We start from the raw sequence: 24,985 nt of genomic DNA, 5'->3' as shown, positions 1-24,985 counted from the left end.
GTTTCGGGGCCCCGCCCCGCGGAGACCAGGAGACCCCGGTGACCGAGCACGACGACCACGCCCCCGAGGACGACGACGCGGTGATCGCGACGGAGCTCAGCGCCGCCGCGTTCGCCGACCTGCTCGTCGGCTACTGCCTCGAGCCCGAGCCCGGGGACCAGGTGCTCGTCCGGTCGACGGACCTCGCCACGCCGCTGCTCGTCGAGCTCCAGCGCGCGATCCTGCAGCGGGACGCGTGGCCGCTGCTCCGGGTGGAGCTGCCCGACCAGACCGCCGGGTTCTACGCGCACGCCCGGGACCGCCACCTCGACGGGATCGCCCCGCTCCAGCTCGAGGAGGCCCGGCAGGCACAGCGGTCGCTCTCGATCCAGGCGCCCGAGGACACCTCGGCGCTGGCGGACGTCGACCCCGAGCGCCTCGCCCGCGCCGCCCGCGGACGGCAGGAGGCCCGCGAGCTGACCCTCCAGAGCCGCTGGGCGACCACCCTGTGGCCGACGGCCGCGCTGGCCGACCAGGCCGGGATGACCCTGGCGCAGCTCGCGGCGTTCGTGTCCCGCGCGACGTTCCTGGAGCGCAGCGACCCGATCCGCGCGTGGAACGGGCTGCGCGACTTCCAGGCCCGGCTGATCGACCGGCTCGACGGCGTCGAGGAGCTCCGCATCGAGGCCGAGGGCACCGACCTGACGCTGAACGTCGCCGGTCGCGTCTGGGTCAACAGCGACGGACGGCGCAACATGCCGTCGGGCGAGGTCTTCACCGGGCCGATCGAGTCGAGCGCCACCGGGACGATCCACTACACGGTGCCCTCCTCCCCCGCCGGCGTGGACGTCTCCGGGGTCCGCCTGACGTTCCGGGACGGCGAGGTCGTCGAGCACGCCGCCGAGGTCGGCGGCGACTACCTCGAGCGCGCACTCGCGACGGACGACGGCGCCCGGTTCCTCGGCGAGGTCGGCATCGGCACGAACTTCGGCATCGACCGCGCGATCGGCGTGATCCTCTTCGACGAGAAGATCGGCGGCACGGTCCACACCGCGATCGGCCGCTCGTACCCCGAGACGGGCGGCACGAACGAGTCCGCGCTGCACTGGGACCTCATCTGCGACCTGCGGCAGGGCGGCAGGCTCTACGCCGACGGCGAGGTCCTCCAGGAGAACGGGCGCTTCGCGAAGCTGTAGGCGGGGCGGTCGCGGACGCTGATGGTCCGCGATCGGGGCGAGCATCGGTGCATGTCCTCCGCCGCCAGCGCGACACCGGCCCGCGACTCCGCGACCGGCCCGCCGCTTCCTCCCACGGTCCCGCTCCTGCTCCTCGGCGGCGCCGGCCTGCCGGCCTGGGCGTGGGACCGCTTCCGCGACGCCCTGCCGGCGGAGCGCCCGACCTTCGTGGCGCTGCGGCCGCGGACCGGCGACCGGTCGCTGGGCGTCGGGCCGCGGACGTTCCCGGCCGTCCGCGGGTACGTGCGGACCGCGCAGGACCCGGACTTCCCGCTCGCGCTGCAGGACCGCCACGCCGCGACGCTCGGGGCCGACCGGACCGAGACGGTCGCGACCGGGCACCTGCCGATGCTCGAGGACCCGGTCGGCACGGCCGCCGCGGTCGAGCGGCTGCTGGCCTGAGCCTGCGGGTCCGGGGCGGGTCAGGCCGCCGGCGGCGGCGCGTCCCCCGCGCCGTCCCGCCGCGCCGCCTCGTCCAGGCGCTCCCCGAGCTCGTCGACGAGCAGCAGGTCCCGGCGGACGCGGCGCGTCCGGTAGGCCGAGCGGCCGACCATGTGCGCCGCCACCGGGGCGGTCGCGAGCTGGAAGACTGCGACGAGGACGAGGGTCGTGATGTCGAAGCCGGTGCGCAGGCGCAGGCCGACCCCGATCAGGACCAGCAGCAGGCCGAGGACCTGCGGCTTGGACGCCGCGTGCATGCGCGAGAGCACGTCCGGGAACCGCAGCACCCCGATCCCGGCGGCGAGCGACAGCGCGGCGCCGAGCAGCAGGCAGACCGCGGAGACGACGTCGAGCACGTCGTTCACGGCGTCTCCCGTCCCTCGCGGGCCGCTTCCAGGCGCGCCTCGACGCGGGCCTCCTCGCGGCGGTCCGGGTCGTCGTCGCCGGCGTCGGCCCCGAACCGCGCGACCGCGACGGAGCCGACGAAGCCCAGGAGCGCCAGGACCGCGAGGACCGGCAGCGTCGTGCCGTCGCGGCCGTAGGCGGCCTCGATCCCGATCGCGCCGATCAGGCACGACAGGAGCACGTCCATCGCGACGACGCGGTCCAGCGACGACGGGCCGCGGACGACCCGGACGAGGGCCAGCAGCGCGGCGACGCCGAGCATCGATGCGGCGATCCAGAGGACGACGGTCACGGGCGGGCCTCCAGGGCACGGCGGTCGGTCGGGGAGCCGAACGCGCGGATCATCCGGGCCTCGGTCTCCCGGGCGCGGCGGCGCTCGCGCTCGACCTGCTCGCGGTCGCGGACCCCGATCAGGTGCAGGTAGACGATGGCGTCGTGGCGGTCGATCTCGACGACGAGGCTGCCCGGCACGAGCGAGAGGACCTCGGAGACGAGCGTCAGCATGAGGTCCGAGCGCGTCACGAGCGGCACGCCGATGACGGCGGTCGGGGCCTCCTGGTCGCGGCGGAACGCCAGCGTCGCGACCTCGACGCTCGCCCGGACGACGTCCCACGCGAAGCGGACGCCGAAGAGCAGCGCCGGGAGCGGGCGGACGCGGCCCTCGACGTCCAGGCGCGGCAGCGGGAACAGCGCGATCGCGATCACCGCGACGAGCAGGCCGGTGACGAGCAGGCCGGGCGTGACACGGCCCCACAGGAGGATCCAGAGGACGACGAGCCAGCCGACGGCCAGCGGCTGCAGGATCCCGGAGCCGGAGGCCCGGCGACGCGCCAGGCGGCGGCCGATGTTGCGGACCGGGCTCACGGGGCGCCCCGCTCGATCTCCGACGCGCCGACGCCCTGCTGCTCGACGCGACCGCCCGACGACGGGCGGGGCGGGAGGGCCGTCGCACCGGGGATCCGCCCCGAGAAGGGGTCGCCCGCGTCCGAGGACGTCCGGTCGAAGTCCGCCGGCAGCCGGACGGGCGGGCCCTCGGTGGACCCGTCGGCCGTCCGGACGACCGTCCCCGGCGCGACGGCCTCGACGTAGGTCGACCGCGTCCGGAGCTCGCCGGCGGCGCGGTCGGTGAGGTCGGTCAGGGGGCCCGCGACGGCCGTGAACGCGAGCCCGAGCACGACGAGCGCCGCCGTCGCTGCCGTCATCAGGCGCGGCATGGCGCCGCCGCGCGCGATGTCGCGGCCGCCGAGGGTCGCGCCGCGGACGTCGTTCGGCGACCCGGATCCGCCCGCCGCGTCGTCTGCCGCCGCGGACGGCATCGCGACGCGGGGCGAGCGCCAGAACACGCGGCTCCACGCCTTGCCGACGGCGTAGAGCGTCAGGAGGCTCGTCACGACGCTGCCCGCGACGAGGACCCACGCCAGCCACGAGCCGTCCTGCGCGCCGCCCTGGATCAGCGCGAGCTTGCCGATGAAGCCCGAGAACGGCGGGATCCCGGCGAGGTTCATCGCGGGCAGGAAGAAGAGGATCGCGAGCAGGGGCGCGGTCTTCGCGAGCCCGCCGATCTTCTCCGACGACGTGCTGCCCGCGACCCGCTCGATCATCCCGGCGGTCAGGAACAGGGTCGTCTGGATCGTGATGTGGTGGATCGCGTAGAAGATCGCGCCCGACAGGCCGAGCCTGGAGCCGAGCGCCACGCCGAAGATCATGTAGCCGATGTGGCTGACCAGCGTGAACGAGAGCATGCGCTTGACGTCCGTCTGGGCGACGGCGCCGAGGATGCCCACGACCATCGTCAGGAACGCGACGACCATCAGGACCGCCGCCACGCGGTCGTCGTCGGGGAAGAGCAGCGTCTCGGTGCGGATCACCGCGTAGACGCCGACCTTCGTCAGCAGGCCGGCGAACACGGCCGTCACCGGGGCGGGCGCCGTCGGGTAGGAGTCCGGCAGCCACGCGGACATCGGGAAGACCGCGGCCTTGATCCCGAACGCGAGGAGCAGCGAGAGCTCCAGGACGAGGCGGATGTTCGGGTCGAGCTCGCGGAGCTTCAGCGCGAGGTCGGCCATGTTCAGCGTGCCCGTCGCGCCGTAGACGAGGCCGATCGCGGCGAGGAACAGCAGCGACGAGAGCAGCGAGACGATCACGTACGTCGTGCCCGAGCGGATCCTCGAAGCGGTCCCGCCGAGCGTGATCAGGACGTAGCTCGAGACCAGCAGGATCTCGAAGCCGACGTAGAGGTTGAAGAGGTCGCCCGCCAGGAACGCGTTGCTGATCCCGGCCGACAGGACGAGGTACGTGGGGTGGAAGACCGCGAGCGGCAGGCCCTCCTCGTCGTCGGCGGAGCCCTGGCCGTAGCTGTAGATCAGAACGCACAGCGTCACCGCGGCGGAGATCAGGAGCATCAGCGCCGACAGCCGGTCGGCCACGAGCACGATGCCGACGGGCGGGCGCCAGTCGCCGATGGCCGCGACCTGCGGGCCGTGGCGGTCGGCGGCGACGAGCAGCAGGACCGCGACGAGGAGGACGGCGGAGAGCGTGCCGACGGAGATCGCGCGGTGGAGCTTCGGCAGCCGCGGTCCGATGGCGAACTTGACCCCGGCCGCGATCAGCGGCAGGACGACGGGGAGCGGGACGAGCGCGGCGGTGCTCATGCGTCCCTCGTCAGTGCGGCGTCGTCGTCGGGCGACGGGGTCTCCTCGACCGCGGCGCGGGCGTCCTCGGCGGCCTCGAGGTCGGCGTCGGCGCCGGTGTCCTCGAGCTCCTCGGCCTCGCGGCGGGTCGCGACGAGGCGGTCCTCGACGTCGTCCTGCACCTCGTCGTGGCCCTGCAGCTGCCAGGACCGGTACGCGAGCGCGAGCAGGAAGGCCGTCATCGCGAAGGTGATGACGATCGAGGTGAGGATCATCACCTGCGGCAGCGGGTCGTTCTGGTCGCCCTTCGCGGACTGCCCGATGATCGGCGCGTTCTTCGCGACGCCGCCCATCGCCAGGATCATCACGTTGATGCCGTTGCCGAGCAGGACGGCGCCGAGCAGCACGCGGGTCAGGCTGCGCTCGAGCAGGAGGATCACGCCGCCGGCGACGAGGACGCCGACGAGGATCGCGAGGACGGCGCTGACGCTCATCGGGTGCTCCCGGGTGCACGCTCGACGGTCGGGGTGCGTCCGTGGCGCTCCTCGTCGATCTGGCGGTCGATCTCGGAGCCGAAGCTCCGCAGGACGTCGAGGACGACGCCGACCACGACGAGGTAGACGCCGATGTCGAACAGCGTCGAGCTGTAGAGCTTCAGCGTGCCCAGCAGCGGGATGTCGGGCTTCCAGGCGCCGCCCTGCAGCACCGCGTCCCCGAGGATCGCGCCGGCCAGACCGGTGCCGACGGCGATCACGAGCCCGAGGCCGATCACGAGCCCGGCCCCGACCGGCGCGGCCTCGCCGAGCTCGTAGCGGCCGCCGGCGAGGTACCGGATCGTGAACGCCAGGCCCGCGACGATGCCACCGGCGAAGCCGCCGCCCGGCAGGTCGTGCCCGGCCCACAGCAGGTAGACGCTGAGGACGAGGACGGTGTGGAAGATCAGGCGGACGACGACCTCGAGCAGGATCGACCGGCGCTCGGGCGCGAGCGTGTTCTCGGCGACGAGCCAGCGCTCCGCGCTCTTCGCGGTCCCCGACCCGCCGGCGGCGTGCTGGACGACGGTGAGGAGCCCCGGCACCGGGGCGCTCCCGCCCTGCGTGGCGCGCCCGGCGGATCCCGTCCGGCCGTCCGCACCCGGCCCGCTCCCGGACGTCGCCGGGTCGGTCGCCCAGACCGGGCTGTCGGCCGCCGGGTCGCTCAGGCGCGGCATCGCGCGCGACCGGCGCCGGAGGAACAGCAGGCTCGTCACCCCGGTCGCGGCGACGACGAGGACCGCGATCTCGCCCATCGTGTCCCACGCGCGGAGGTCGACGAGCGTCACGTTGACGATGTTGTTCCCGCCCGCGAGCTTCGACGCGGAGGCGAACAGCTCCGACACGGGCGCGGCCTCGCGGGCGCCGGCGGCGACGAGCGTGAGCATCGTCATCAGCGCACCGGCGGCGACGCCGATCAGGATGTGGACCCGGCGGCGCCGCTTCGAGGAGACGGTGCCGGTGAAGTGCGACGGCAGGCGTCGCAGGACGAGGACGACCACGACGAGGGTCACGGTCTCGACGAGGAACTGCGTCAGTGCGAGGTCCGGGGCGCCCTGCAGCGCGAACAGCGTGGCGACGCCGTAGCCGACGACGCCGCTGAGGACGACGGCCTTCAGGCGGCGCCGGGCGCGCAGCGTGAGGATCGTGCCCGCGACGACGAGCAGGCCGACGGCGCCCTGCGCGGGCTCGTCCCAGGTGCGGAGCTCGACGTTCCACGGCAGCCCGGTGATCAGGGCCGTGGTCATCGCGGCGCCGAAGACCGCGAGGATCGTCATCAGGTACACGGGGAGCGAGCCGGACTGGGTCGCGCGGGCCGCCGCGACCGACAGGCGCTCGGTGCCGCGGACGAGCAGGACGTAGGCGACGCGGGCGTCGACCAGGCGCCGCGGGGCCTCGGCCGGCACCGGACGCCCCGCCAGGCGGCGCTGCACGAGCACCACGACCGCGCCCAGCGCGAGCGCGAGCACCGACAGCCCGAGGGCCGGCCCGACGCCGTGCCAGCCTGCGAGGTGCAGCGGCTTCTCGTCGGACGGGATGAGGTCGGCGTGCCGCGAGAGCAGCGCGTCGACCGCGGAGAAGCCGACGCCGAGGACGAGGCCGCCGCCGGCGAGGAGCGCCGGGGCGAGCTCGAACGACGTCCGGGGCGCCGTGCACCGGCGGTCGGGGACGTCGTCCTTCGTCGCGAACGCCCCCCACCAGAACCGCCAGGCGTACGCGGCGGTCAGGGCGACGCCGACGAGCACGACGACGAGGGTGAGGACGTCGACGGTGTCGCCGTGGAGCAGCGCGTCGAACGCGGTCTCCTTCGCCGCGAAGCCCGCGAACAGCGGGATCCCGGCCATCGACGCCGCGGCCAGGCCCGCGATCACGGCCAGGCGCCGGCGGGTGCGGCCGAGCCCGCTGAGGACGCGGAGGTCGCGGGTCCCGGTGTCGTGGTCGATGATCCCGACGGTCAGGAACAGCGCGGACTTGTAGAGCGCGTGGGCGAGCAGCAGCCCGAGCCCGGCCAGCAGGACGTCGCGCGACCCCTGCCCGACGAGGACCGTGAGGAGCCCCAGCTGGCTGACGGTGCCGTACGCGAGCAGCAGCTTGAGGTCGTGTTGCCGGAGCGCCCTGAGCGCGCCGAGGAGCAGCGTCGTGAGGCCGAGGACGAGGATCGACCAGCGCCAGACGTCGAGGTCGGCGAACGCGGGCGCCAGGCGGGCGACGAGGAAGACGCCGGCCTTCACCATCGCCGCCGCGTGGAGGTACGCCGAGACGGGCGTCGGCGCGGCCATCGCGCCGGGCAGCCAGAAATGGAACGGGACGAGCGCGGACTTCGAGAGCGCGCCGACGAGCAGCAGCGCCACGCCGATCGACACCGTCGTGCCCCCGGGCGGGTTCGCCACGATCTCGGAGATCCGGTACGTGCCCGCGGCCTCGCCGACGATCACGGCGCCGACGAGCATCGCCAGCCCGCCGAAGGTCGTGACGATCAGGGCGTCCATCGCCGCGCGGCGTGCGCCCTGGCGGTCCGCGTTGTGCCCGACGAGCAGGAACGACAGGACCGTCGTGAGCTCCCAGAAGACGTAGAGGAGCAGCAGGTCGTCGCTGAGGACGAGCCCGATCATCGCCCCGGCGAACGCCACCAGCACGGCGGCGAAGCGCCCGAGCCCCTGCTCGTCCGCCGCGAAGTAGCGCCCGCAGTACGCCAGCACCAGCGAGCCGACGCCGGCGGCGACGAACGTCATCAGGAGCGACAGCGGGTCCAGCCGGAACGCGAGCTCCATGCCGAGGCTCGGGACCCACTGGTGGACGCTCTCCGAGGCCCGGCCGGCCGTCACGTCGGACGTGTTCGCGGCCGCCCAGACGACAGCGCCGGCGGGCACGAGCGCCAGCACGGGGAAGGCCTTCAGCCCTATCCGGCCGACGAGCCATGGTGCGATCAGCGCAGCGAGCGCGTGGGCCACGAGGACCCCGATCACGGGCGCGCTCCGGCGTTCGGGCAGGGGCGCGTTCGGCGTCTACGCAGCCGACCTTCTGAGCACCACCGCAAGGGGACATGGTCGCAGATCGTGGCGTGTACGGAGTCGGTCGTTGGCTCGGCAACCACCTGTTCACGGGTCGGAGGGGGCTCCGCGGAGCGGGGCGTCCGAGCGGGTGCCCGTCGGGGAATGCGTGGTCCTGGCGTGCATTCCCGGACCGGCCGGCGGCGCGGGGCCGCCGTCGACGCCGGAGTACCCTCGATCGATGTCCGCCGTCCTCGGCACCGTCGCGACGCTGTTCCGGTTCCCGGTCAAGTCGATGCTCGGCGAGCGGTTGGAGGAGGCGACGCTCGAGCCCGGCGGCCTCGCGGGCGACCGGTCCTGGGCGCTCCTCGACGCGGAGGACCACTGGGTCTCGGCGAAGACGAACAAAGCCCGCTGGCGGCTGTACGACGGGATGCTCGACCTGCGGGCGACGACGGTCGGCGCGGCGGCCGGCACGGGCAGCGCGGCGGGCGGCCCGGGCGCGTCCTCGACCGACGGCCCCGCGGTCGCCGTGGCCCTCCCGGACGGCCGGGCGTTCACGGCGGGGACGCCCGAGGCCGACGCCGCGCTGTCCGCGCACCTCGGGCGGACCCTGCGCTTCGACCACGGGGACGGCGGGCGCCGGTGGGGCCGCCACCACGACGCGGCGCCGCTGCACCTCCTCACGACCGCCACGCTCGAGGCCCTCGCGAGCGACGACACCGGCGCGCCCGGCGAGCGCGAGGCCCTCGATCCCCGGCGGCTGCGGCCGAACCTCGTCGTCCGCACCCCCGACGGCGTCAGCGGCTTCGCGGAGGACCGCTGGATCGGGACGACGTTCCGCGTCGGCGGGGCCCTCCTGCGCGCCGTCGAGACGACCGGACGCTGCGTGATGACGACCCGCGCGCAGGGCGAGGGCGAGCTCCCGCGCGACACCACCGTCCTCAAGCGGATCGGCGCCCGCAACGGCGCGGACGCCGGGATCTACCTCGCGGTCCTCGAACCCGGTCGTGTGGCGCTCGGCGACGAGCTGCGGGTGCTGGACCCGGGCCCTGGGATGATCACGGGGTGAGCTCCGGGCCCCCACGCACCCGCCTGACCCACGCCGAGCGCCGGGAGACGATCCTCGAGGCCGCGGCCCGCGCGATCGTCGCCCACGGGGTCCACGCGTTCCGGCTGCAGGACGTCGCCGACGAGGCCGGGGTCTCGCAGCCGCTGGTCAGCTCCCACGTCGACGACCGCGACGCGCTGATCGCCGAGGCCTTCGTCCGGGTCGACGAGCGCGAGCTCGCCGCCGTCGAGGCCGACGCCCGGGAGGCCGAGCCCGGCCGCACCGCGATCGTCCGCTTCCTCCGCCGCGCCACGATCCCGGGGGACGAGCAGCGGGAGGACGGCCTGCTCGCCGGCGGCGACGGCTGGGAGCTCTGGAGCCAGGTGAGCTCGCGCGCCCGGTTCTCCCCCGTCGTCCGCGAGGCCGTCAGCGCCCGGCAGGCCGCGTGGATCGCCACGCTCGCCGGACTCCTCCGCGACGGTCGCGCAGGCGAGGACGTGCCGGCCCACGTGGACCCCGACCGCGTCGCGCTGCTCCTGATCACGGTGTCCGACGGGCTCGGCCCGGCGCTGAACTGCGGACTCGTCGACGACGAGGGCGCCCGCGGCGTGCTGACCGACGCGCTGGACGGGGCGCTCCGCTAGCGCGCACCAGTCCCGCCCCGGAGCCGCGACGCGGCGAGCTCCGGCCCACGGCGGCACGGACTCGAACCCGGCGCCCGGAAGACCCGCGACCTCGCGTCCTACTGATATCTCCATCAGTTAGGCTCGAGGCGTGTCCTCGGTGCCCGCCACCCCGCGCAGTCCCGCGGTCGCCGCCCTCCGCAGCCCGGGGGTCGCGCGGCTGCTCGGCCTGTCGCTCGTCGCCCGCGCGCCAGAGGCGGTGCTGGCGCTGTTGTTCCTGCTCCGGACCCGCGACCTCGGCGGCAGCTACGCGCTCGCCGGCGCGGTGTCCGGCGTCGCCGGTCTCGGCATGGCGGCCGGCGGGCCCCTCCTGGGGCGCGTCATCGACCGGGTCGGGCAGTCCGGCGTGCTCGCGGTGACCGGCATCGTGGCGGGTGCCGCGATGGTGCTCGCCGCGCTCCTCCCGGGCACGACCCCCGCGTGGGCGCTCCTGCCGTTCGCGCTCGTCGCCGGCGCCACCCAGCCGCCGATCGCCGCGTGCCTGCGGGCCCTGCTCGGCCGGATCGTCCCCGACCCCGCGGTCCGCCATGCGGCGCTCGCGGTCGAGGCGTCGGTGCAGGAGATCACGTTCATGGTCGGGCCGCTCGTGTTCATCAGCCTGATCGCGGCGCACGACCCGGCGCTCGGTCTCGGCGTCGCGGCGGTCGTCCTGCTGGCCGCCACGCTGCTGTTCGCGGCGGCGCCGGAGCCCCGCGCCGTCGCGGCGACGGGCACCCGCCGGACGGCCGGTGCCGGGCCCATGCGGCTCGGGTCGATCCGGGCGCTCCTGGCGATCACGGTCGGTCTCGGCGTCATGTTCGGGGCCGTGGAGCTCGCGATCACCGCGGCCGCGGAGGAGGCCGGGGACCCCGGCGCCGTCGGCCTGCTCCTGGCGGCCTACTGCCTGGGCAGCCTCGTCGCCGGCCTGATCACGGCGCACCGCGGACCGGGCCCGGGCTCGCCGGAGCGGACGCTGCTCCTGCTCGTGCTGCTCTGCACCGCGGGGCACGGCCTGCTCGCCGTCGCACCGAACCTCGTCCTGCTGGGCCTCGGGCTCGTCCTGGCCGGCGGAGCGATCGCCCCGCTGTTCACCGTCGTCTACTCGCTCTGCGGGCAGCTCGCCGCCGACGGCACCGCGACCGAGGCGTTCACCTGGCTGGGCAGCGGGCTCTACGCCGGTGCCGCCTCGGGCGCGGCGCTGGCGGGACTCCTGGTCGGCGCGGCGAGCCCGCACGCCGCGTTCGCCGCGGGCGCACTGGCGATCGGGCTCGCCGGGCTCGGGGTCGCGGCGTTCCGCTCGGTGCTCCGGCCGGCCGCCTGAACGCACCGGCCTCGAGGCACGGTGTGCCCGGACCGCCGGTCAGCGCCCGCGCTCCTCCAGCCAGGCGGACTCCGCGGCGCCCAGCTCGCCGAGCGGCTGATCGCCCATCAGCCACTCGCGGACGATGCGGTGGTAGTTCAGGCTGGCGTCCAGCTGGGAGCAGACCGCGATCGCCATCCCGCCGAGGCGCAGCGACCACACGTACTCGGCCGGCACGGTGGCACGGCGGACCTTCGACCAGTGCGGCGAGCGGGGATCGGAGACCTCGAAGACCATCTCGGCGACGTGCTCGGGCGCCAGTCGGGCGTCCTCGTCGTCCATCGCGAACCAGACGAGCTTCTCGGCGATCTCCAGCGCGTCCTCCGGGGTGAAGCCGGCGGACGGCGGGATCCACCGGATCTCCTGCATGTGCCGGAGCAGGGCGTCCCCGTCGCGGGCGAGGCACAGCCGGATCGTCTCCGCCTGCGCCTGCACCATGTCGCGCGAGATGCGGTGGAAGAGCCCGAAGTCGAGGAACGCGACGCGCCCGTCGGCCATCAGGATCGAGTTGCCCGGATGCGGGTCGGCGGAGAACTGCCCGTCCCGCCAGACGCCGCCGTAGTAGAAGCGGAAGACGATCTCGGCGAGGCGGTTGCGCTCGTCCTGGCCCTTCTCCTGCCAGGCGTCGAAGCCCTCGCCCTCGACGAACTCGGTGACCGTGACGCGCTTGCCGCAGAGCTCGGTGGCGACCTCGGGGACGAAGACGAACGGGTGGCCGCGGTGCGCGCGCGCCATCGTCCGCTGGTTCTGGGCCTCGAGCTCGTAGTCGAGCTCCTCGATCGTGCGCTCGCGGATCTCGTCCCCGACGGACTGGACGTCGAGGCCCGGCGCGACGGCCTTCGCCAAGCGGAGGATCAGGCCGAGGTTCTGGAGGTCCGACCGGACGGCCGCGTCGATGCCCGGGTACTGGACCTTCACGGCGGCGACGTCGGTGCTCCAGCCCTTCGGGCGCTCGTGCAGCCGGGCCTTGTAGACCTGGCCGATCGACGCGGCGCCGATCGCCTCCTCGTCGAACTCCGCGAAGACCTCCTTCAGCTTCATGCCCATGTCGGCCTCGATGACCTTGCGCATGTCCTTGAAGGCCACGCTGGGCGCCATGTCCCGCAGCTTCGAGAGCTTCTTCTGGAACTCCTCGCGGTGCTCCGGCGGCACGAGGCCGACGTCCATGAAACTCAGGACCTGGCCGATCTTCATGGCCGCGCCCTTCATCGTCCCGAGCACGTCGACGATCTGCTCGGCGGTGCGGAACTGCTGCTCCGACATCCGGCGCCCGCGCTCCTCGTCGGTGCGGCCGTAGTTCGTGACGCGCGTGGCGCCGTCGCGGACGGCGGCCCGGGCGGCGAGGCGGCCCAGCGAGGCGGCCCGGCGGTAGCGGCCCGTCGGGATCGCCGCGGTCTCCTCGTCCCCCTCGGGAGAGGCGTCCGTCCCCTTGCGCCACCCGCGTCGCTCCGCCATGCGGTCGATCGTACCCGGGGTCGGCCGCCCGTCAGGCGCTCCGGGCCGGACGGCGGACCCCGGCCCGGGTGCAGGGGGGCCCGAGGTGGCGCGCAGGCACTCGTCGAGCCGCCCGCAGCGGCGGCGCTGCCCGGCCGGCGGGCCCGTCCCCGTCAGGGCTCGAGGTCCGCCAGCCGGCGCTGCGGCCCGGCGTGGCGGACGACCACGAAGTCCCGCAGGTGCAGGCCGTACAGCGCCAGCCGGGACGCCTCGTCGAAGTACCGGGACGCCTCGCCGTCGATGTTCACGCCGTCGTACTGGCGGTTGTCGGGGGTGCCGCTGGTGTCGGTGACGATCAGGCCGTAGCGCTTGAGCGCGGTGCCGATGATCCGGGCCTGGCGCGGCAGGCGCGACAGCCGGAAGCTCGACCGCAGCCGCAGCCGGGTGCCCATCGGCATGAAGCGCGACTCGGTCCGCTTGCCGTCGGAGTGCGACGCCGGCGGCACCCAGGTGTCCTGGATCTCCGGGAGCGTGACGCCCAGCGCATGGGTGATCGTCCTGCGCCGCGCGTCGTTCTGGTTCAGGACACCGGGGAAGACCGGCAGGCCGGCGGCGTTGGCGGACGTCCGGCCGCCGGGGCGCTGCTCGTTCCGGGTGAGGTCCCAGATCGCGCCGCTGTCCGCCTGCCACCGGCCGTCCTCCCGGCGGGCGTGGTAGAGCTCGAACAGCCGGCAGGTGCCGCGCTGCACGATCACCACGTGCCGATCGCTCCCCGGCTGGACCCGGACGTCCGACGGGATCGGGTAGGGCCCCGGGTCGGTGTGGAACATGGTCTGCGGCACGTCGACCGCGGGTTGCGTCGGGCCGGCGACGTTCACCGGGAGCGCGTAGGCCGAGCCGGCGGACGTGCCGTAGGACCAGGAGAGGTTGCGCCACGACCCGGCCGACGCGATGTACGCCGAGGACATCGGGTCGACGGGCCGCTTGTCGACCCGCGTGTTCCACGGGCTGTCGGCGGGCAGGATCCGGCACCCGGCGTAGACGTTGCCGCGGTCCGCGGCCCCGGCTGATCGAGGGGTCAGGGCGGGGAGCGCGGCGACCACCAGGGCGGTGGCGGCGACGGCCGCCACGCGGGGCCATCGCGTGGCGTACCGGGAATGCATCGGGCGATCGTACGCGACCGCACCGCCGCGGGATGTGGCCTCTCAGGGAACCCTCATACGGGCCCCGAGGCCTCAGGGACGGCGGACCTTGCTGCCCGGGACGAGATCGTCAGCACCCGAACGTTGCAGTGCCGATCTCGTCTCGGGCCTCACCGTCTAGGGACGGCGGACCTTGCTGCCCGGCACGAGATCGTCCGAACCGTCCGGCCACCGGATCCAGCACTTCGTGCCGCCGTCGTAGTCGGCGGCCTCGAGGACCAGGCGGACCTCGTGGTCGGCGGACTCGCCGTCGTCGTCGGGCAGCGACACGATCACCGGCTCGTCGCCCTCGGGGTCCGTGCCGTCCCAGACGCGGACGAAGGGGTTGTGCTCGCGCTCGTGGCCGATCGTCGACGGGGCGGCGTGACCGGAGACGACGACCGTCTCGTCGGGCAGGTCGAGCAGCGTGTCCATGATCGAGGAGCGCAGGTCCTCGAACGTCGTGTGGCCGGGGGCTCGGACGCCGGCGACCGACTCGCGGAAGAGCGTGTCGCCCGTGAACACGTGGCCGTGGCCGAGGAAGCTCAGCATGCCCTTCGTGTGGCCGGGCGTCGCGATCGCGCGGAGCTCGAGGTCGTCGCCGATCCGGATCAGCTCGCGGTGCTCGATGTTCGCCGTGTAGCCGGTGGCGAACTCCTCGGCGAGCGGCTGCTCGAACTCGTGGATCATCACGTCGACCTTGCCGATGCGGTCGAGGATCTCCTCGAGCTCCGACACGTGGTCGTAGTGGTGGTGCGTCAGGAGCACCGCCGCGGGCGTCATCCCGTGCCGCGCGGCGGCCTCGCTCATCTTCGCCGCGTCGGCGCCGGCGTCGATGAACGCGCACGGCCCTCCGGCGAACCCGACGACGTAGGAGTTGCCCACGAAGGAGGGGATCTCGATGCGTTCCACGACGAGGTCGGCCATGGGGCCGATGCTCGCAGATCCCCTCCCCGCCCCGCTTCCGCTACGGCAGGACGAACGTGTCGAAGTTGCCGACGTTGATCGACGGCTTGTTCCCGTTGGCGGGCGTCCCCGTGTAGCTCGTGTAGAGCCACTGGCGGAAGAACTCCGTCCAGCGCGCGGCCCGGGTCGGGTCGGTCTCCTTCACGAGCGCGATGAACCGCTCCGTGGTGACGTTCCCGTACATGTTCTCCGTCAGCCAGCGGTGCATCATGTCCTTGAAACGCTGCTCGCCCAGGATGTCGTGGATGGAGAGCATCGTCGTCGCGCCGCGGTTGTACATCGCGTTCGTGTTGAAGATGTCCGCGGCCGTGGGCGGGTTCGCCGGGGCGATGCGCCAGTAGGTCGTGGACCGCGAGTTCGTGTAGTTCGACGCGTACCGGGCCGCCAGCGTCGTGCCGTTCTCGACGTTCGCCTGCCAGAGCCAGGACGTGAACTCCGTCATGCCCTCGTTCAGCCAGATGTCCTTCCACTGCGTGAGCGTCACGCCGTCGCCGAAGTACATGTGGCCGTTCTCGTGGGCGACCGTGGAGATCCCGACGCCGGTCGAGGTCGTGTCGGTCGTGGTCGCGTAGGTCGGCTTGCCCTGCGTCTCCAGCGAGTAGCCGACGTCGACGAGCGGCACCACGCCGCCCGCGGCGGAGAACGGGTACTGCACGCCGTAGTAGTCCGCGTAGTAGTCGAGGATGCTCGGCGTGCGGTCGAGCTTCGCCTGGATGGCGGCCTTCGAGGCCGGGATGAACGAGCCGTCGATCGCCGTGTAGAACGGGACCGGCGTGTTGAGGCCGCCCGCCGCGGGCGACGTCAGGACCGGTGCCGCCGGGTCCGGCGAGTTCAGCGTGAAGCGCCCGATCGACACCGAGTACAGGTAGCTCGCGGTCGGGTCGGTGTCGTCCCAGACGAAGGTGGACGTCGGCGCGTCGGCCGTGCCGGTGGCCTCCTTCGACTTCAGCACCCCGGTGCCGAGGACGCTGAAGTCCGACGGCACCGTCATCCGCGTCGTGTAGGTCGCCTTGTCGAACGGCACGTTGTTGTTCGGGAACCAGCCCATCGCGCCGACGGGCTCACCGACCGCCGTCGCGCCGAGGTCCGCGTCCGGGATCCAGCCCTCGGAGGAGCCGTCGGGGTCGATGAAGGGGGTCTGGATCCCGCCGTAGGCCACCGCCACCCGGAAGGTCGACCCCTCGTGCAGCCCGGCGGGCGGGGTGACGACGAGCTTGTCGTCGACGGGGTCCAGCGCGAACGACGCCGGCGCGCCGTCGACGGTCACGGACGCGACGTCGTTGGTCTCCGTCAGGTCGAGGGAGAAGTCGGAGAGGTCCTGCGTGGCGACGGCCGTCATCGTCACGGTGCCGCGGAGGAACTTCGACGCGACGGTGTACCGGAGGTCGAGGTCGTAGTGCTGCGCGTCGTAGCCGCCGTTGCCGATCGTCGGGAACAGCGTGTCGCCGAGGGTCCGGGCCCCGGACGTGAAGACCGTGGGATCGGGCGCCGGGGTGGTCGGGGTGGTCGGCGACGGCGTCGCGGGCGTCGGCGCCGGGGTCGCGGGCGGCGCAGGTGCCGGGACGACCTCGGCGGGCGGCGCGGCGACGGAGGACCGCCCGGAGGCCTTGCGGCACGAGACGGCGGAGGACCCGCGCCTCGGGCGCACGCACGCCGCGAGCAGGTAGGAGGTCGCGTCGCGGCTCTTCAACCGGACGGTCCGCCCGACGGTGACGCGGGCCCGGAACGTCCGGGTGGTGCCGGGACGGACCTTGGCGATCGTGTCACCGCCGAGCGGGGAGACGACCTTCGGGCTCGATCCGGCGCGGAGCTCGAGCGCGACGGTCGCCGGGCTGCTCGTGCCGCCGGTGTTCCGGACCTTGCCGGTCACGGTGAAGCGGTCGCCCGCCTTCAGGCCTGATGGCGGCGAGCTCACGCTCGTGACGGTCAGCCTCGCCGGCTTCGGCCGCGCGGCGGCCGACGCACCGGCCGGGACCACGGCGAGCACCGCCACGGCGGCCACCGGGAGTGCGCGGGCTGGGCGACGCGGGGGCGTCTTCGGGGACATCGGGACTCCTGGGGAGGAGGAGGTACCGCACCGGCGATGAGGTCACCGGGCGGCCTGGACCGTGGATTCTCGCGAACCCCCGGGCGGCCGACCCCGTCCGGCCGGACAAGGCGACGCGGCCCCGCCGCACCCATCGGGCGGAGGACGGCGGCCACCGGACGCCGCGCGTCGCCGTGGGCCCGTGCCCCGTCTCCCCCGATCGCTAGCCTCGCGGTCGATGCCCGCACTGATCCACACCTGCTACCGCGTCGGCGACCTGGATCGGTCCGTCGCGTTCTACGCGGCGCTGGGCTTCGAGGAGCTCCGGCGGATGCCGATCGGCAGCGACGCGACCAACGTCTTCCTGGGCCTCCCGGGCGACGGTGCCCGCCTCGAGCTCACGTACAACCACGGCGTCTCGTCGTACGAGATCGGCACCGGCTACGGGCACATCGCGATCACGTCGAGCGACCTGGACGCCACCCTGGAGGCCCTCGAGGGCCAGGGCATCACCCCGGAGAAGCCGCCGTACCGCGTGCGCGAGGGCGGCTCGCGGATCTGCTTCGTGCGCGACCCGGACGGGTACCGCATCGAGCTGATCGACGCGGGCGACTGATGCCCACCCCCGGCCTCGGGATGGGGGGCGACCGCTTCCTGTCGTCCCGCCGAGCGGTCGTCGACCTCGGCTCCAACACGTTCCGGATGGTCGTCTACGCGGTCGATCCGTCGGCCGCCCGGGTGCCGGGCGGCGCGTGGCGACAGACCGCGGAGCTCTACGAGCCGGTGCGCATCGGCGCGGACCTCGGCCCGAACGGCGAGCTCCAACCACGCGGCCTGCGGCGGGCGTTCGTCGCGATCCAGCTGTTCGACCACTTCTGCCGGTCGCACGAGCTGACGTCCGACCGCATCGACGCCGTCGCGACCAGCGCGATCCGCGACGCCCCGAACCAGGACGACATCCTCGGCGACACCCGCACCCAGACGCTGCTGCGCCCCCGCGTGCTGAGCCAGAGCGAGGAGGCCGCCTACGGCCACGTCGCGGCGATCAACTCGACGACGCTGTCGGACGGCGGCGTCCTGGACATCGGCGGCGGGTCGATGCAGCTCGCGCGCACCCGGGGGCGGCACGCCACCGACAGCGGGTCCTGGCGCCTCGGGGCGGTCCGGACGACCGAGCAGTTCCTCCCCGGCCACGGACCCACGAAGCCGGGCCAGCTGAAGGCGCTCCGCAAGCACGTGCAGGACGAGCTGGCCCGCGCGCCGTGGGTCGCGGACCTCGGCGACCGCCTCGTCGGCGTCGGCGGCGCGGTCCGCAACCTGGCGACCGCGACCCGGCACCACCACGGCGCCACGGACCTCGGCGTCCAGGGCGTGCGGGTCGACCGCGAGGCCCTGGGGCAGCTGATCGAGGCCCTCGCGGAGCTGCCGCCGAAGGAGCGCGGGTCCCTCCCCGGGATCAAGCCGTCCCGCGCCGACGTCATCCTCGGCGCGGCCGTCACGATCGACACCGTGCTCGACACGGCGGGCGTCGACGCGATCGAGGCGACCGAGTTCGGGCTGCGCGAGGGCGTCTTCCTCGACCGGCTGCTCGCCGGGCAGGCCGCGGCCACCGGCCTGGCCGCCTACCCCGACGTGCGCGACGCCGCGGTCCGCAACCTCGCCGCCCGGTACGACGAGGACCCCCGCCACTCCGCGCACGTGGAGAAGCTGGCGCTGGAGCTCTTCGACGGCCTGGCGGCGATCGGGGTCCACGACGGCGGGCCGCAGGAGCGCGGGCTCGTCTCCGCCGCCGCGGCGCTGCACGACATCGGCATGGCGGTCGGCTACGACGACCACCACAAGCACGGGCGGTACCTGCTCGTCACGAACGGCCTCCCCGGCTTCTCGCCGGCGGAGACCGCGGTCGTCGGCCAGGCGATCCGGTACCACCGCAAGGGCAACCCGACGATGGGGCCGTTCCGTCCGCTGCTCGGCGACGGCGACGACGAGCGGCTCGTCCGCCTGGTGGCGCTGCTGCGGATGGCGGAGGGTCTGGAGCGCGGGCACGACGGTGCCGTCCGGTCCGTCACCCTGCGGCGCGACGGCGACCGCCTGCTGCTGCACATGGCCTGCGGCGTCGACGGCGCGCCGGTCGCGCGCTGGGCGGCCGAGGGCCAGGCGGCGCTGGTGAAGCGCGCGTTCGGGGTCGACCTCGAGGTCACCGAGGGCGCGGCCTGACGCCCTGCGGGCGACGTCCGCGACCGGCCGGGTGTCGACGACCCGTGGCCCGGTGCGGGAGCGCCACGTAGAATCGCCGGGATGACGGGCCCCACCATCCTCGCGTCCGGCCCCTGGTCGGCCGACGAGGTGACGTACACGTGGCTGCAGGACGAGTACGAGGCGCCCGCCGAGGACATCCGGGCCGCCGACGAGGCGATCCAGCGCCTGAAGGACCGCGACTCCCCCAGTCACGACGGGATCTCGACGCGCCTGGCGGGCCACCGCGTCGACGAGCGCGGCCGCCTGCACCTGGAGCTCGAGCCCGTCCGGTGGGCGCTCCGGCTCCTGCCCGGCGGCGCGTCCCGCTCGATGACCGGGCAGTGCGTGGTCCGCGACGCCGCGGGCCGCTGGCTCGCCGGGCGCCGCGCGGCGTGGGTCGCCACCTGGGCCGGGCGCTGGAGCCTCGGTGCCGGCGGGGCGGTCGACCCGGGCGAGTCGCCGATGCACACCCTGGAACGCGAGCTCGAGGAGGAGTGGAAGCTGCGGCCCGAGCGCCTGCAGGGCCTGTCCCTCGTCCTCCTGCCCAGCGACCTCGTGATGTTCGTCGGGATCGCCTGGGTCGCCGGCGACGCGACGCTCGACCGCGACCCCGAGCACGACGCCCACGAGTGGTGGCCGGCGGACGTCGACGCGTGGCCCGACCACGCCGAGCCGGCGCTGCGCCAGCTCGCCCGGGCCGTGCAGGACCTCGGGTGAGCCTCGGCCGGATCCCCGAGCGCACCGGTGCCGACGGCACGCGCCCGGGCCTGGCGGCGCTCGCGCCGTCGTTCACCGTCATGAAGTGGTGCTCGTTCCTCCACTCCGCGATCTACGTCGGGCTGCTCGCCTGCTGGATCGGCGGGAACGACACCTGGGTGAAGACCGCGCTCGGGTGGGGGCACGGGTGGGGCTGGATCATCATGTGCGTGCTGACGCTCGCCGCCCTCCGCGCCCGTGTGATCCCCGTGTGGCTCGCCGGGTGCGTCGCGGTGATCGGCGCGGTCGGCCCGTTCGTCGGATCGGCCGGGTTCGTGGTGGAGCAGCGGCGCCGCGAACGGGCGTCCCGCGCCTGACGTCCGCGCCGGCCGGCGACCGCTCCCGCCGGCCCACGACCGGATCGCCCGATCACGACGGCCGATGCGCCGTGGCCGCCGACGGTGTGGTCCCCCACGGTCGTACCACGCGCCCTGACCCTCCCGGTGGGCGCACCTCCCCCGTACGACGGAAGCGGCCCGAACACCTGTGCGCAAGCGGGTTCGGGTGTGTCCCTGCGCCAACTCCGGCCGAGAACCAGAGTGCTAGGTTCGATGTCTCATGGCAACAGGCACCACGGTCCAGGTCATCCTCCCGCAGATGGGCGAGTCCGTCGCGGAGGGCACGGTGCTCGAGTGGCTGAAGGAGCCCGGGGACCAGGTCACCGAGGGCGAGGACCTCGTGGTCATCTCGACCGACAAGGTCGACGCTGAGATCCCCGCTCCGGCCTCGGGCGTCCTCGTCGTCATCCACTCCAAGGACGGCGAGACGGTGCAGTCCGGCACGGTCGTCGGCGAGATCGACCCGAACGGGTCCGGCGGCTCGGGCGACTCCGGGTCCGGCGGCTCGGGCGACGCGGCCGCGAGCTCGTCGAACGGCTCCGGCGACGCCGGGTCCCCGGACAGCGGCGCCGACGCCACGTCCTCGAACGCCTCCGAGGCCGGCGCCTCCAGCGACGGCGCCGCCAAGGAGGCCGGCGGCGACGCCGAGGGCGCGTCCGCCGGCGAGCTCGTCGACATCGTCACCCCGTCCGCCGGCGACTCGGTCACCGAGGCCACGCTGCTCGAGTGGCTCGTCGAGGAGGGCGACACCGTCGAGGAGGGCGCCGACGTCCTCGTCGTCTCGACCGACAAGGTCGACATGGAGCTCCCCGCGCCGGTCGGCGGCGTGCTCGAGAAGAAGCTCTTCGCCGACGGCGACACGATCCACCCGCAGGAGGTCATCGGCCACATCCGCGCCGGGGCCTCCACCGGTGGCGGCGGCAACGCGCCGACGTCCGTCCCCGACGCCGCCACGGCGACCGAGGGCACGGGGTCCGTCTCGCCGACCACGGGTGGCAACGGCAACGGCTCCGGCACGGTCCCGGACGACCTGAAGGTCAGCCCGGTCGCCTCACGCGTCGCCGGCGTCGAGGGCGTCGACCTCACCGGCGTCCGCGGCACGGGCCCCCAGGGCCGGATCACGAAGGACGACGTCCTCACCGCCAAGGCCAACGGCGGCCGCTCGGCCGCGGAGGTCACGCGCACCCCGATCCGCGGCGGCGCCTCGGCGCTGGCCCGCGGGATGGAGGAGTCGCTGACCGTCCCGACCGCCACGTCGTTCCGCACGATCACGATCACGACGCTCGACGGCCGCCGCAAGCAGCTGAAGGCCGCCGGCGAGAAGGTCTCCTTCACGCACCTCATCGGCTACGCGATCGCCCGCGCCGCGACCGAGCAGATGCCCGCGATGGGCCTGACGTACGAGAAGGACGAGGACGGGAACCCGATCCTCGTCGACCACGGGCAGGTCAACCTCGGCATCGCCGTCGACGTCGAGCGCCGCGGCAAGCGCACGCTGATGGTCCCGGTGATCAAGGATGCCGGCCGCCTCGGCTTCCGCGGCTTCCTCGACGCCTTCAACGAGCTGATCGCCAAGGCGCGCGACAACAAGCTCACGGGCGACGACCTGCAGGGCGCGAACATCCAGCTGACGAACCCGGGCGGCATCGGCACCGTCGCGTCCGTCCCGCGCCTGATGACCGGCAACGGCACGATCGTCGCGACCGGCTCGATCGCCTACCCCGTCGGCCTCGGCGAGGTCGGCGAGCTGATCGGCGCCGAGAAGGTCATGTCGATGACCTCGACGTACGACCACCGGATCATCCAGGGCGCCCAGTCCGGCCAGTTCCTGAAGGTCGTCGAGGAGTACCTCCAGGGCGACCACGAGTTCTACGAGCAGGCGTTCGCCGACCTCGGCGCCGCGCTCGGCCCGGCGATCGGGAAGCCGGAGCCCAAGCTGCAGGCCGGCGTCGCCGGTGCCGGTGCCGCCGCCACGGCCGTCGCGCAGGGCGGCGCGCCGTCGATCGAGCTGCTGCAGGCCGTCCAGGCCGCCACGTCGCTGATCCGCGCGATCCGCTCGCACGGCCACCTGCTGGCGAAGCTCGACCCGCTCGAGGCCGCCTCGGACCGCACGCCGGAGGAGATCGCCCGCCAGATCGGCGTCGACCTCGAGCGCCTCGGCCTGAACGAGGAGCACACGAAGCAGATCCCGGCGTCGATCCTCCGCACGTTCGTCGGCGGCGAGACCCTCGCCGACGTCCTGCCGCAGCTGCGCGACGTCTACTGCGGCTCGACCGCGTACGAGGTCGAGCACATCTCCGACAACGAGCAGCGCGTCTGGCTGCGGGAGAAGATCGAGTCCGGCGAGTACCGCAAACCGCTCTCGCCGGAGAGCAAGAAGGGCCTGCTCGGCCGCCTGATCCAGGTCGACACGTTCGAGCGCTTCATGCAGAAGGCCTACCTGGGCCAGAAGCGCTTCTCGATCGAGGGCCTCGACATCACGGTCCCCGTCATCGACGAGCTGATCCACCTCGCGGGCGCCCGCGCCGGCGCACAGGAGGTCATCATCGGCATGGCCCACCGCGGCCGCCTGAACGTGCTGGCCCACAACCTCGGCCGGCCGTACGACGCCCTCTTCACCGAGTTCGAGGGCGGCTCCGTCATCGCCGCGGCGAAGACCGTCACCCAGGACCTCCAGGGCGGCACCGGCGACGTCAAGTACCACCACGGCGCGTCCGGCCGCTACGAGCTGCCCGACGGCAAGTCGATCGGCGTGGTCCTCGAGAGCAACCCGTCGCACCTCGAGTTCGTCAACCCGGTCGTCCTCGGCGCCGCCCGCGCCGTGCAGACCGACCGCGGCCAGGCGTCGGGCCCGCGCGACGAGGACGTCGCGCTGCCGATCATCCTCCACGGCGACGCGGCCTTCCCGGGCCAGGGCGTCGTCGCCGAGTCGCTGAACCTGCAGGCGCTCGAGGGCTACCGCGTCGGCGGCGCGGTCCACCTGATCTGCAACAACCAGGTCGGTTTCACCACCGACCCGACGGACTCGCGCTCGACGAAGTGGTCCTCGGACCTCGCCAAGGGCTTCGACGTGCCGATCATCCACGTCAACGCCGACGACGTCGAGGCCTGCATCAACGCCACGCGCCTCGCGTTCGCGTTCCGCCAGGAGTTCGGCCACGACGTCCTGATCGACCTGATCGGCTACCGCCGCTACGGGCACAACGAGTCCGACGAGCCCGCGTACACGCAGCCCGTCATGGCCGAGACGATCAAGAAGCACGCCCGCGTGTCGGAGCTCTACGCCGAGCGCCTGGTGTCGGAGGAGGTCCTCAGCAAGGACGCCGTCGACAGCCAGCGGCAGGCGGTGAACGACAACCTCACCGAGCTGCACCAGAGCGTCAAGAAGAAGGTCAAGGAGTGGCAGGAGGCCGGCGGGACGATCGACACGTCCGCCACGGGCACCTACCTCATGGACCGCTCGCGCTCCGAGGAGCCCGACACCAAGGTCTCCAAGGCCGAGCTGACCGAGATCAACGAGCAGCTGCTCACGGTCCCGGAGGACTTCCAGTGGAACGCGAAGCTCAAGAAGCAGCTCGACAAGCGTCGTGACGCGCTCGGCCCCGAGGGCGGCATCGAGTGGGCGCACGCCGAGGCCCTGGCCTACGCGTCGCTGATCAAGGAGGGCGTCCCCGTCCGCCTGACCGGTCAGGACTCCGAGCGCGGCACGTTCTCGCAGCGCCACCTCGTCCTGCACGACTCGCGCGACGGCAAGGGCTACGCGCCGATCCGGAACCTCCCGGGCGCCCAGGCCCCGATGGAGCTCCACAACTCGCCGCTGTCCGAGGTCGCGTGCCTTGGCTTCGAGTACGGCTACTCGCAGGAGGCGCCCGAGGCGCTGGTGCTGTGGGAGGCCCAGTTCGGCGACTTCGTCAACGGCACCCAGGTCATCATCGACCAGTTCATCGTCTCCGGCCTGGCCAAGTGGGGCCAGACGTCGCGTCTGACGATGCTGCTGCCGCACGGCTACGAGGGCGCCGGCCCGGAGCACTCCTCCGGCCGCGTCGAGCGCTTCCTCCAGCTCGCCGCCGAGGGCAACATCCGCGTCGCGAACGTCACGACCCCGGCGCAGTACTTCCACCTGCTCCGTCGCCAGGCGCTGATCGAGAAGCCGCGGCCGCTCGTCGTGATGACGCCGAAGTCGCTCCTGCGTCTCCCCCAGGCCCGCAACCGCATCGAGCACCTCTCCGAGACCCGGTTCTTCCCGGTCCTCGGCGAGCCCGGGGTCGACCCCGGCGCGGTGACCCGGCTCATCCTCTGCACCGGCAAGGTCTTCTACGACCTCCGCCAGCACGAGATGCGCCAGGACAACGCCCAGGTCGCGATCGGCCGCATCGAGCAGCTCTACCCCTTCCCGGAGCAGGGCCTGCGCGACCTGATCGGCGCGTACCCGAACCTGCGCGAGGTCGTCTGGGTCCAGGAGGAGCCGCGCAACATGGGCGCCCGCGCCTTCATGGCCCCGCGGCTGCAGCAGATCCTCCCCGACCACCTGGCCATCGGCTACGTCGGTCGCCCCGAGCGCGCCTCCCCGTCCGAGGGCTACCCGGCCGCGCACACGATCGAGCAGAACCGCATCGCCAAGACGGCGCTCGACGCGTCCGCCCCGGTGTCGCAGTTCCCGAAGCGCAGCCCCGGCAACAGGTAGTCGCGCACGCCGGACGACGGCGCCGCACGCAGGACCGAACGCCCGGCACCCGCCGGGCGTTCGGCGTTCCGGGGGG

General features: G+C 73.7%; 20 protein-coding genes. 10 read left to right on the top strand and 10 right to left on the bottom strand.

Translation table 11 applies throughout. The annotated features are described in order from the left end of the window. Positions 1-38: 38 nt before the first annotated feature. Together PATMI_RS0111265 and PATMI_RS0111260 are read left to right on the top strand one after the other, a co-directional pair. Positions 39-1,175, top strand: coding sequence for an aminopeptidase (locus PATMI_RS0111265; protein ID WP_084269870.1), 1,137 nt, complete (start codon positions 39-41; stop codon positions 1,173-1,175). A 51-nt stretch (positions 1,176-1,226) separates the two neighbouring features. Beyond that, entirely contained in the window at positions 1,227-1,616 is a 390-nt protein-coding gene (locus tag PATMI_RS0111260) for a hypothetical protein (protein ID WP_026910964.1), read from the top strand. A 20-nt stretch (positions 1,617-1,636) separates the two neighbouring features. Here PATMI_RS0111260 and mnhG read toward each other — a convergent pair whose 3' ends face one another. The 6 genes from mnhG to PATMI_RS0111230 are packed head-to-tail and all read right to left on the bottom strand — an operon-like array spanning position 1,637 to position 8,189. Continuing rightward, positions 1,637-2,020, bottom strand: coding sequence for a monovalent cation/H(+) antiporter subunit G (mnhG, locus tag PATMI_RS0111255; protein WP_026910963.1), 384 nt, complete (start codon positions 2,018-2,020; stop codon positions 1,637-1,639). Further along, complete coding sequence (locus PATMI_RS29315) at positions 2,017-2,352, bottom strand: MrpF/PhaF family protein (protein WP_084269869.1); 336 nt, start codon at positions 2,350-2,352, stop codon at positions 2,017-2,019. The genes mnhG and PATMI_RS29315 overlap by 4 nt, the downstream gene beginning before the upstream one ends. After that, positions 2,349-2,924: a Na+/H+ antiporter subunit E gene (locus PATMI_RS29310; RefSeq protein ID WP_245604152.1), complete on the bottom strand. Its 576-nt coding sequence runs from the start codon at positions 2,922-2,924 to the stop codon at positions 2,349-2,351. The genes PATMI_RS29315 and PATMI_RS29310 overlap by 4 nt, the downstream gene beginning before the upstream one ends. Next, positions 2,921-4,711 carry a Na+/H+ antiporter subunit D gene (locus PATMI_RS29305; protein WP_245604151.1) on the bottom strand — a complete coding sequence of 597 codons (1,791 nt, stop codon included), beginning with the start codon at positions 4,709-4,711 and terminating at the stop codon, positions 2,921-2,923. Before PATMI_RS29305 ends, PATMI_RS29310 begins: the two co-directional genes overlap by 4 nt. Continuing rightward, the gene (locus PATMI_RS0111235; RefSeq protein WP_026910962.1) at positions 4,708-5,184 is read right to left on the bottom strand and encodes a Na(+)/H(+) antiporter subunit C; all 477 of its coding nucleotides are present in this window, start codon (positions 5,182-5,184) and stop codon (positions 4,708-4,710) included. The genes PATMI_RS29305 and PATMI_RS0111235 overlap by 4 nt, the downstream gene beginning before the upstream one ends. Further along, the gene (locus PATMI_RS0111230) at positions 5,181-8,189 is read right to left on the bottom strand and encodes a Na+/H+ antiporter subunit A (RefSeq protein ID WP_026910961.1); all 3,009 of its coding nucleotides are present in this window, start codon (positions 8,187-8,189) and stop codon (positions 5,181-5,183) included. The genes PATMI_RS0111235 and PATMI_RS0111230 overlap by 4 nt, the downstream gene beginning before the upstream one ends. 265 nt (positions 8,190-8,454) lie before the next feature. Between PATMI_RS0111230 and PATMI_RS0111225 the strand changes: the two genes are divergently transcribed. The 3 genes from PATMI_RS0111225 to PATMI_RS29295 all read left to right on the top strand — a co-directional run bounded on the left by PATMI_RS0111225 (position 8,455) and on the right by PATMI_RS29295 (position 11,247). After that, complete coding sequence (locus tag PATMI_RS0111225; protein WP_026910960.1) at positions 8,455-9,285, top strand: MOSC domain-containing protein; 831 nt, start codon at positions 8,455-8,457, stop codon at positions 9,283-9,285. After that, the gene (locus PATMI_RS34420; RefSeq protein ID WP_026910959.1) at positions 9,282-9,908 is read left to right on the top strand and encodes a TetR/AcrR family transcriptional regulator; all 627 of its coding nucleotides are present in this window, start codon (positions 9,282-9,284) and stop codon (positions 9,906-9,908) included. Before PATMI_RS0111225 ends, PATMI_RS34420 begins: the two co-directional genes overlap by 4 nt. 130 nt (positions 9,909-10,038) lie before the next feature. Further along, on the top strand, positions 10,039-11,247 hold the full coding sequence (locus PATMI_RS29295; RefSeq protein WP_051471394.1) for an MFS transporter: 1,209 nt from the start codon (positions 10,039-10,041) through the stop codon (positions 11,245-11,247). Positions 11,248-11,286: 39 nt separating this feature from the next. Here the strand turns inward: PATMI_RS29295 and PATMI_RS0111210 are convergent, their stop codons facing one another. The 4 genes from PATMI_RS0111210 to PATMI_RS34410 form a co-directional block, all read right to left on the bottom strand. Further along, entirely contained in the window at positions 11,287-12,741 is a 1,455-nt protein-coding gene (locus tag PATMI_RS0111210) for an ABC1 kinase family protein (protein ID WP_084269868.1), read from the bottom strand. 152 nt (positions 12,742-12,893) lie between these two features. After that, positions 12,894-13,883, bottom strand: a complete 990-nt coding sequence (locus PATMI_RS29290; RefSeq protein ID WP_051471392.1) for a hypothetical protein — start codon at positions 13,881-13,883, stop codon at positions 12,894-12,896. A gap of 156 nt (positions 13,884-14,039) precedes the next feature. After that, the gene (locus tag PATMI_RS34415) at positions 14,040-14,828 is read right to left on the bottom strand and encodes an MBL fold metallo-hydrolase (RefSeq protein ID WP_051471390.1); all 789 of its coding nucleotides are present in this window, start codon (positions 14,826-14,828) and stop codon (positions 14,040-14,042) included. Between the two features lie 40 nt (positions 14,829-14,868). After that, complete coding sequence (locus tag PATMI_RS34410; RefSeq protein WP_169738356.1) at positions 14,869-16,782, bottom strand: M1 family metallopeptidase; 1,914 nt, start codon at positions 16,780-16,782, stop codon at positions 14,869-14,871. Positions 16,783-17,131: 349 nt separating this feature from the next. On the opposite strand from PATMI_RS34410, the gene PATMI_RS0111190 reads away from it, so the two are divergent. The 5 genes from PATMI_RS0111190 (at position 17,132) to PATMI_RS0111170 (ending at position 24,909) form a co-directional block, all read left to right on the top strand. After that, entirely contained in the window at positions 17,132-17,509 is a 378-nt protein-coding gene (locus PATMI_RS0111190) for a VOC family protein (protein WP_026910957.1), read from the top strand. Continuing rightward, positions 17,509-19,110: a Ppx/GppA phosphatase family protein gene (locus PATMI_RS0111185; RefSeq protein ID WP_051471386.1), complete on the top strand. Its 1,602-nt coding sequence runs from the start codon at positions 17,509-17,511 to the stop codon at positions 19,108-19,110. The genes PATMI_RS0111190 and PATMI_RS0111185 overlap by 1 nt, the downstream gene beginning before the upstream one ends. An 81-nt stretch (positions 19,111-19,191) precedes the next feature. Continuing rightward, positions 19,192-19,848 (top strand): NUDIX hydrolase, encoded by a 657-nt coding sequence (locus tag PATMI_RS0111180; RefSeq protein WP_036725708.1) that lies wholly within the window; start codon positions 19,192-19,194, stop codon positions 19,846-19,848. Then, complete coding sequence (locus PATMI_RS0111175) at positions 19,845-20,204, top strand: hypothetical protein (RefSeq protein WP_026910954.1); 360 nt, start codon at positions 19,845-19,847, stop codon at positions 20,202-20,204. Before PATMI_RS0111180 ends, PATMI_RS0111175 begins: the two co-directional genes overlap by 4 nt. A 241-nt stretch (positions 20,205-20,445) precedes the next feature. Beyond that, a complete protein-coding gene (locus PATMI_RS0111170; RefSeq protein ID WP_026910953.1) occupies positions 20,446-24,909 on the top strand; it encodes a multifunctional oxoglutarate decarboxylase/oxoglutarate dehydrogenase thiamine pyrophosphate-binding subunit/dihydrolipoyllysine-residue succinyltransferase subunit in 4,464 nt (1,487 codons plus the stop codon). Positions 24,910-24,985: the final 76 nt, after the last annotated feature.

The organism is Patulibacter minatonensis DSM 18081 (assembly GCF_000519325.1).
GTDB classification, from domain to species: domain Bacteria; phylum Actinomycetota; class Thermoleophilia; order Solirubrobacterales; family Solirubrobacteraceae; genus Patulibacter; species Patulibacter minatonensis.
Note: the sequence above shows the minus strand (reverse complement) of the source record. Positions and strands in the feature narration are given on the sequence as shown.

Bases quoted from the DNA above. Each gene is read 5' to 3' on its own strand.
- PATMI_RS0111260 (WP_026910964.1), top strand. From the start codon at position 1,227: ATGTCCTCCGCCGCCAGCGCGACACCGGCCCGCGACTCCGCGACCGGC.
- PATMI_RS29305 (WP_245604151.1), bottom strand. From the start codon at position 4,711: ATGAGCACCGCCGCGCTCGTCCCGCTCCCCGTCGTCCTGCCGCTGATC.
- PATMI_RS0111235 (WP_026910962.1), bottom strand. From the start codon at position 5,184: ATGAGCGTCAGCGCCGTCCTCGCGATCCTCGTCGGCGTCCTCGTCGCC.
- PATMI_RS0111225 (WP_026910960.1), top strand. From the start codon at position 8,455: ATGTCCGCCGTCCTCGGCACCGTCGCGACGCTGTTCCGGTTCCCGGTC.
- PATMI_RS0111210 (WP_084269868.1), bottom strand. From the start codon at position 12,741: ATGGCGGAGCGACGCGGGTGGCGCAAGGGGACGGACGCCTCTCCCGAG.
- PATMI_RS29290 (WP_051471392.1), bottom strand. From the start codon at position 13,883: ATGCATTCCCGGTACGCCACGCGATGGCCCCGCGTGGCGGCCGTCGCC.
- PATMI_RS34415 (WP_051471390.1), bottom strand. From the start codon at position 14,828: ATGGCCGACCTCGTCGTGGAACGCATCGAGATCCCCTCCTTCGTGGGC.
- PATMI_RS0111190 (WP_026910957.1), top strand. From the start codon at position 17,132: ATGCCCGCACTGATCCACACCTGCTACCGCGTCGGCGACCTGGATCGG.
- PATMI_RS0111185 (WP_051471386.1), top strand. From the start codon at position 17,509: ATGCCCACCCCCGGCCTCGGGATGGGGGGCGACCGCTTCCTGTCGTCC.
- PATMI_RS0111180 (WP_036725708.1), top strand. From the start codon at position 19,192: ATGACGGGCCCCACCATCCTCGCGTCCGGCCCCTGGTCGGCCGACGAG.
- PATMI_RS0111170 (WP_026910953.1), top strand. From the start codon at position 20,446: ATGGCAACAGGCACCACGGTCCAGGTCATCCTCCCGCAGATGGGCGAG.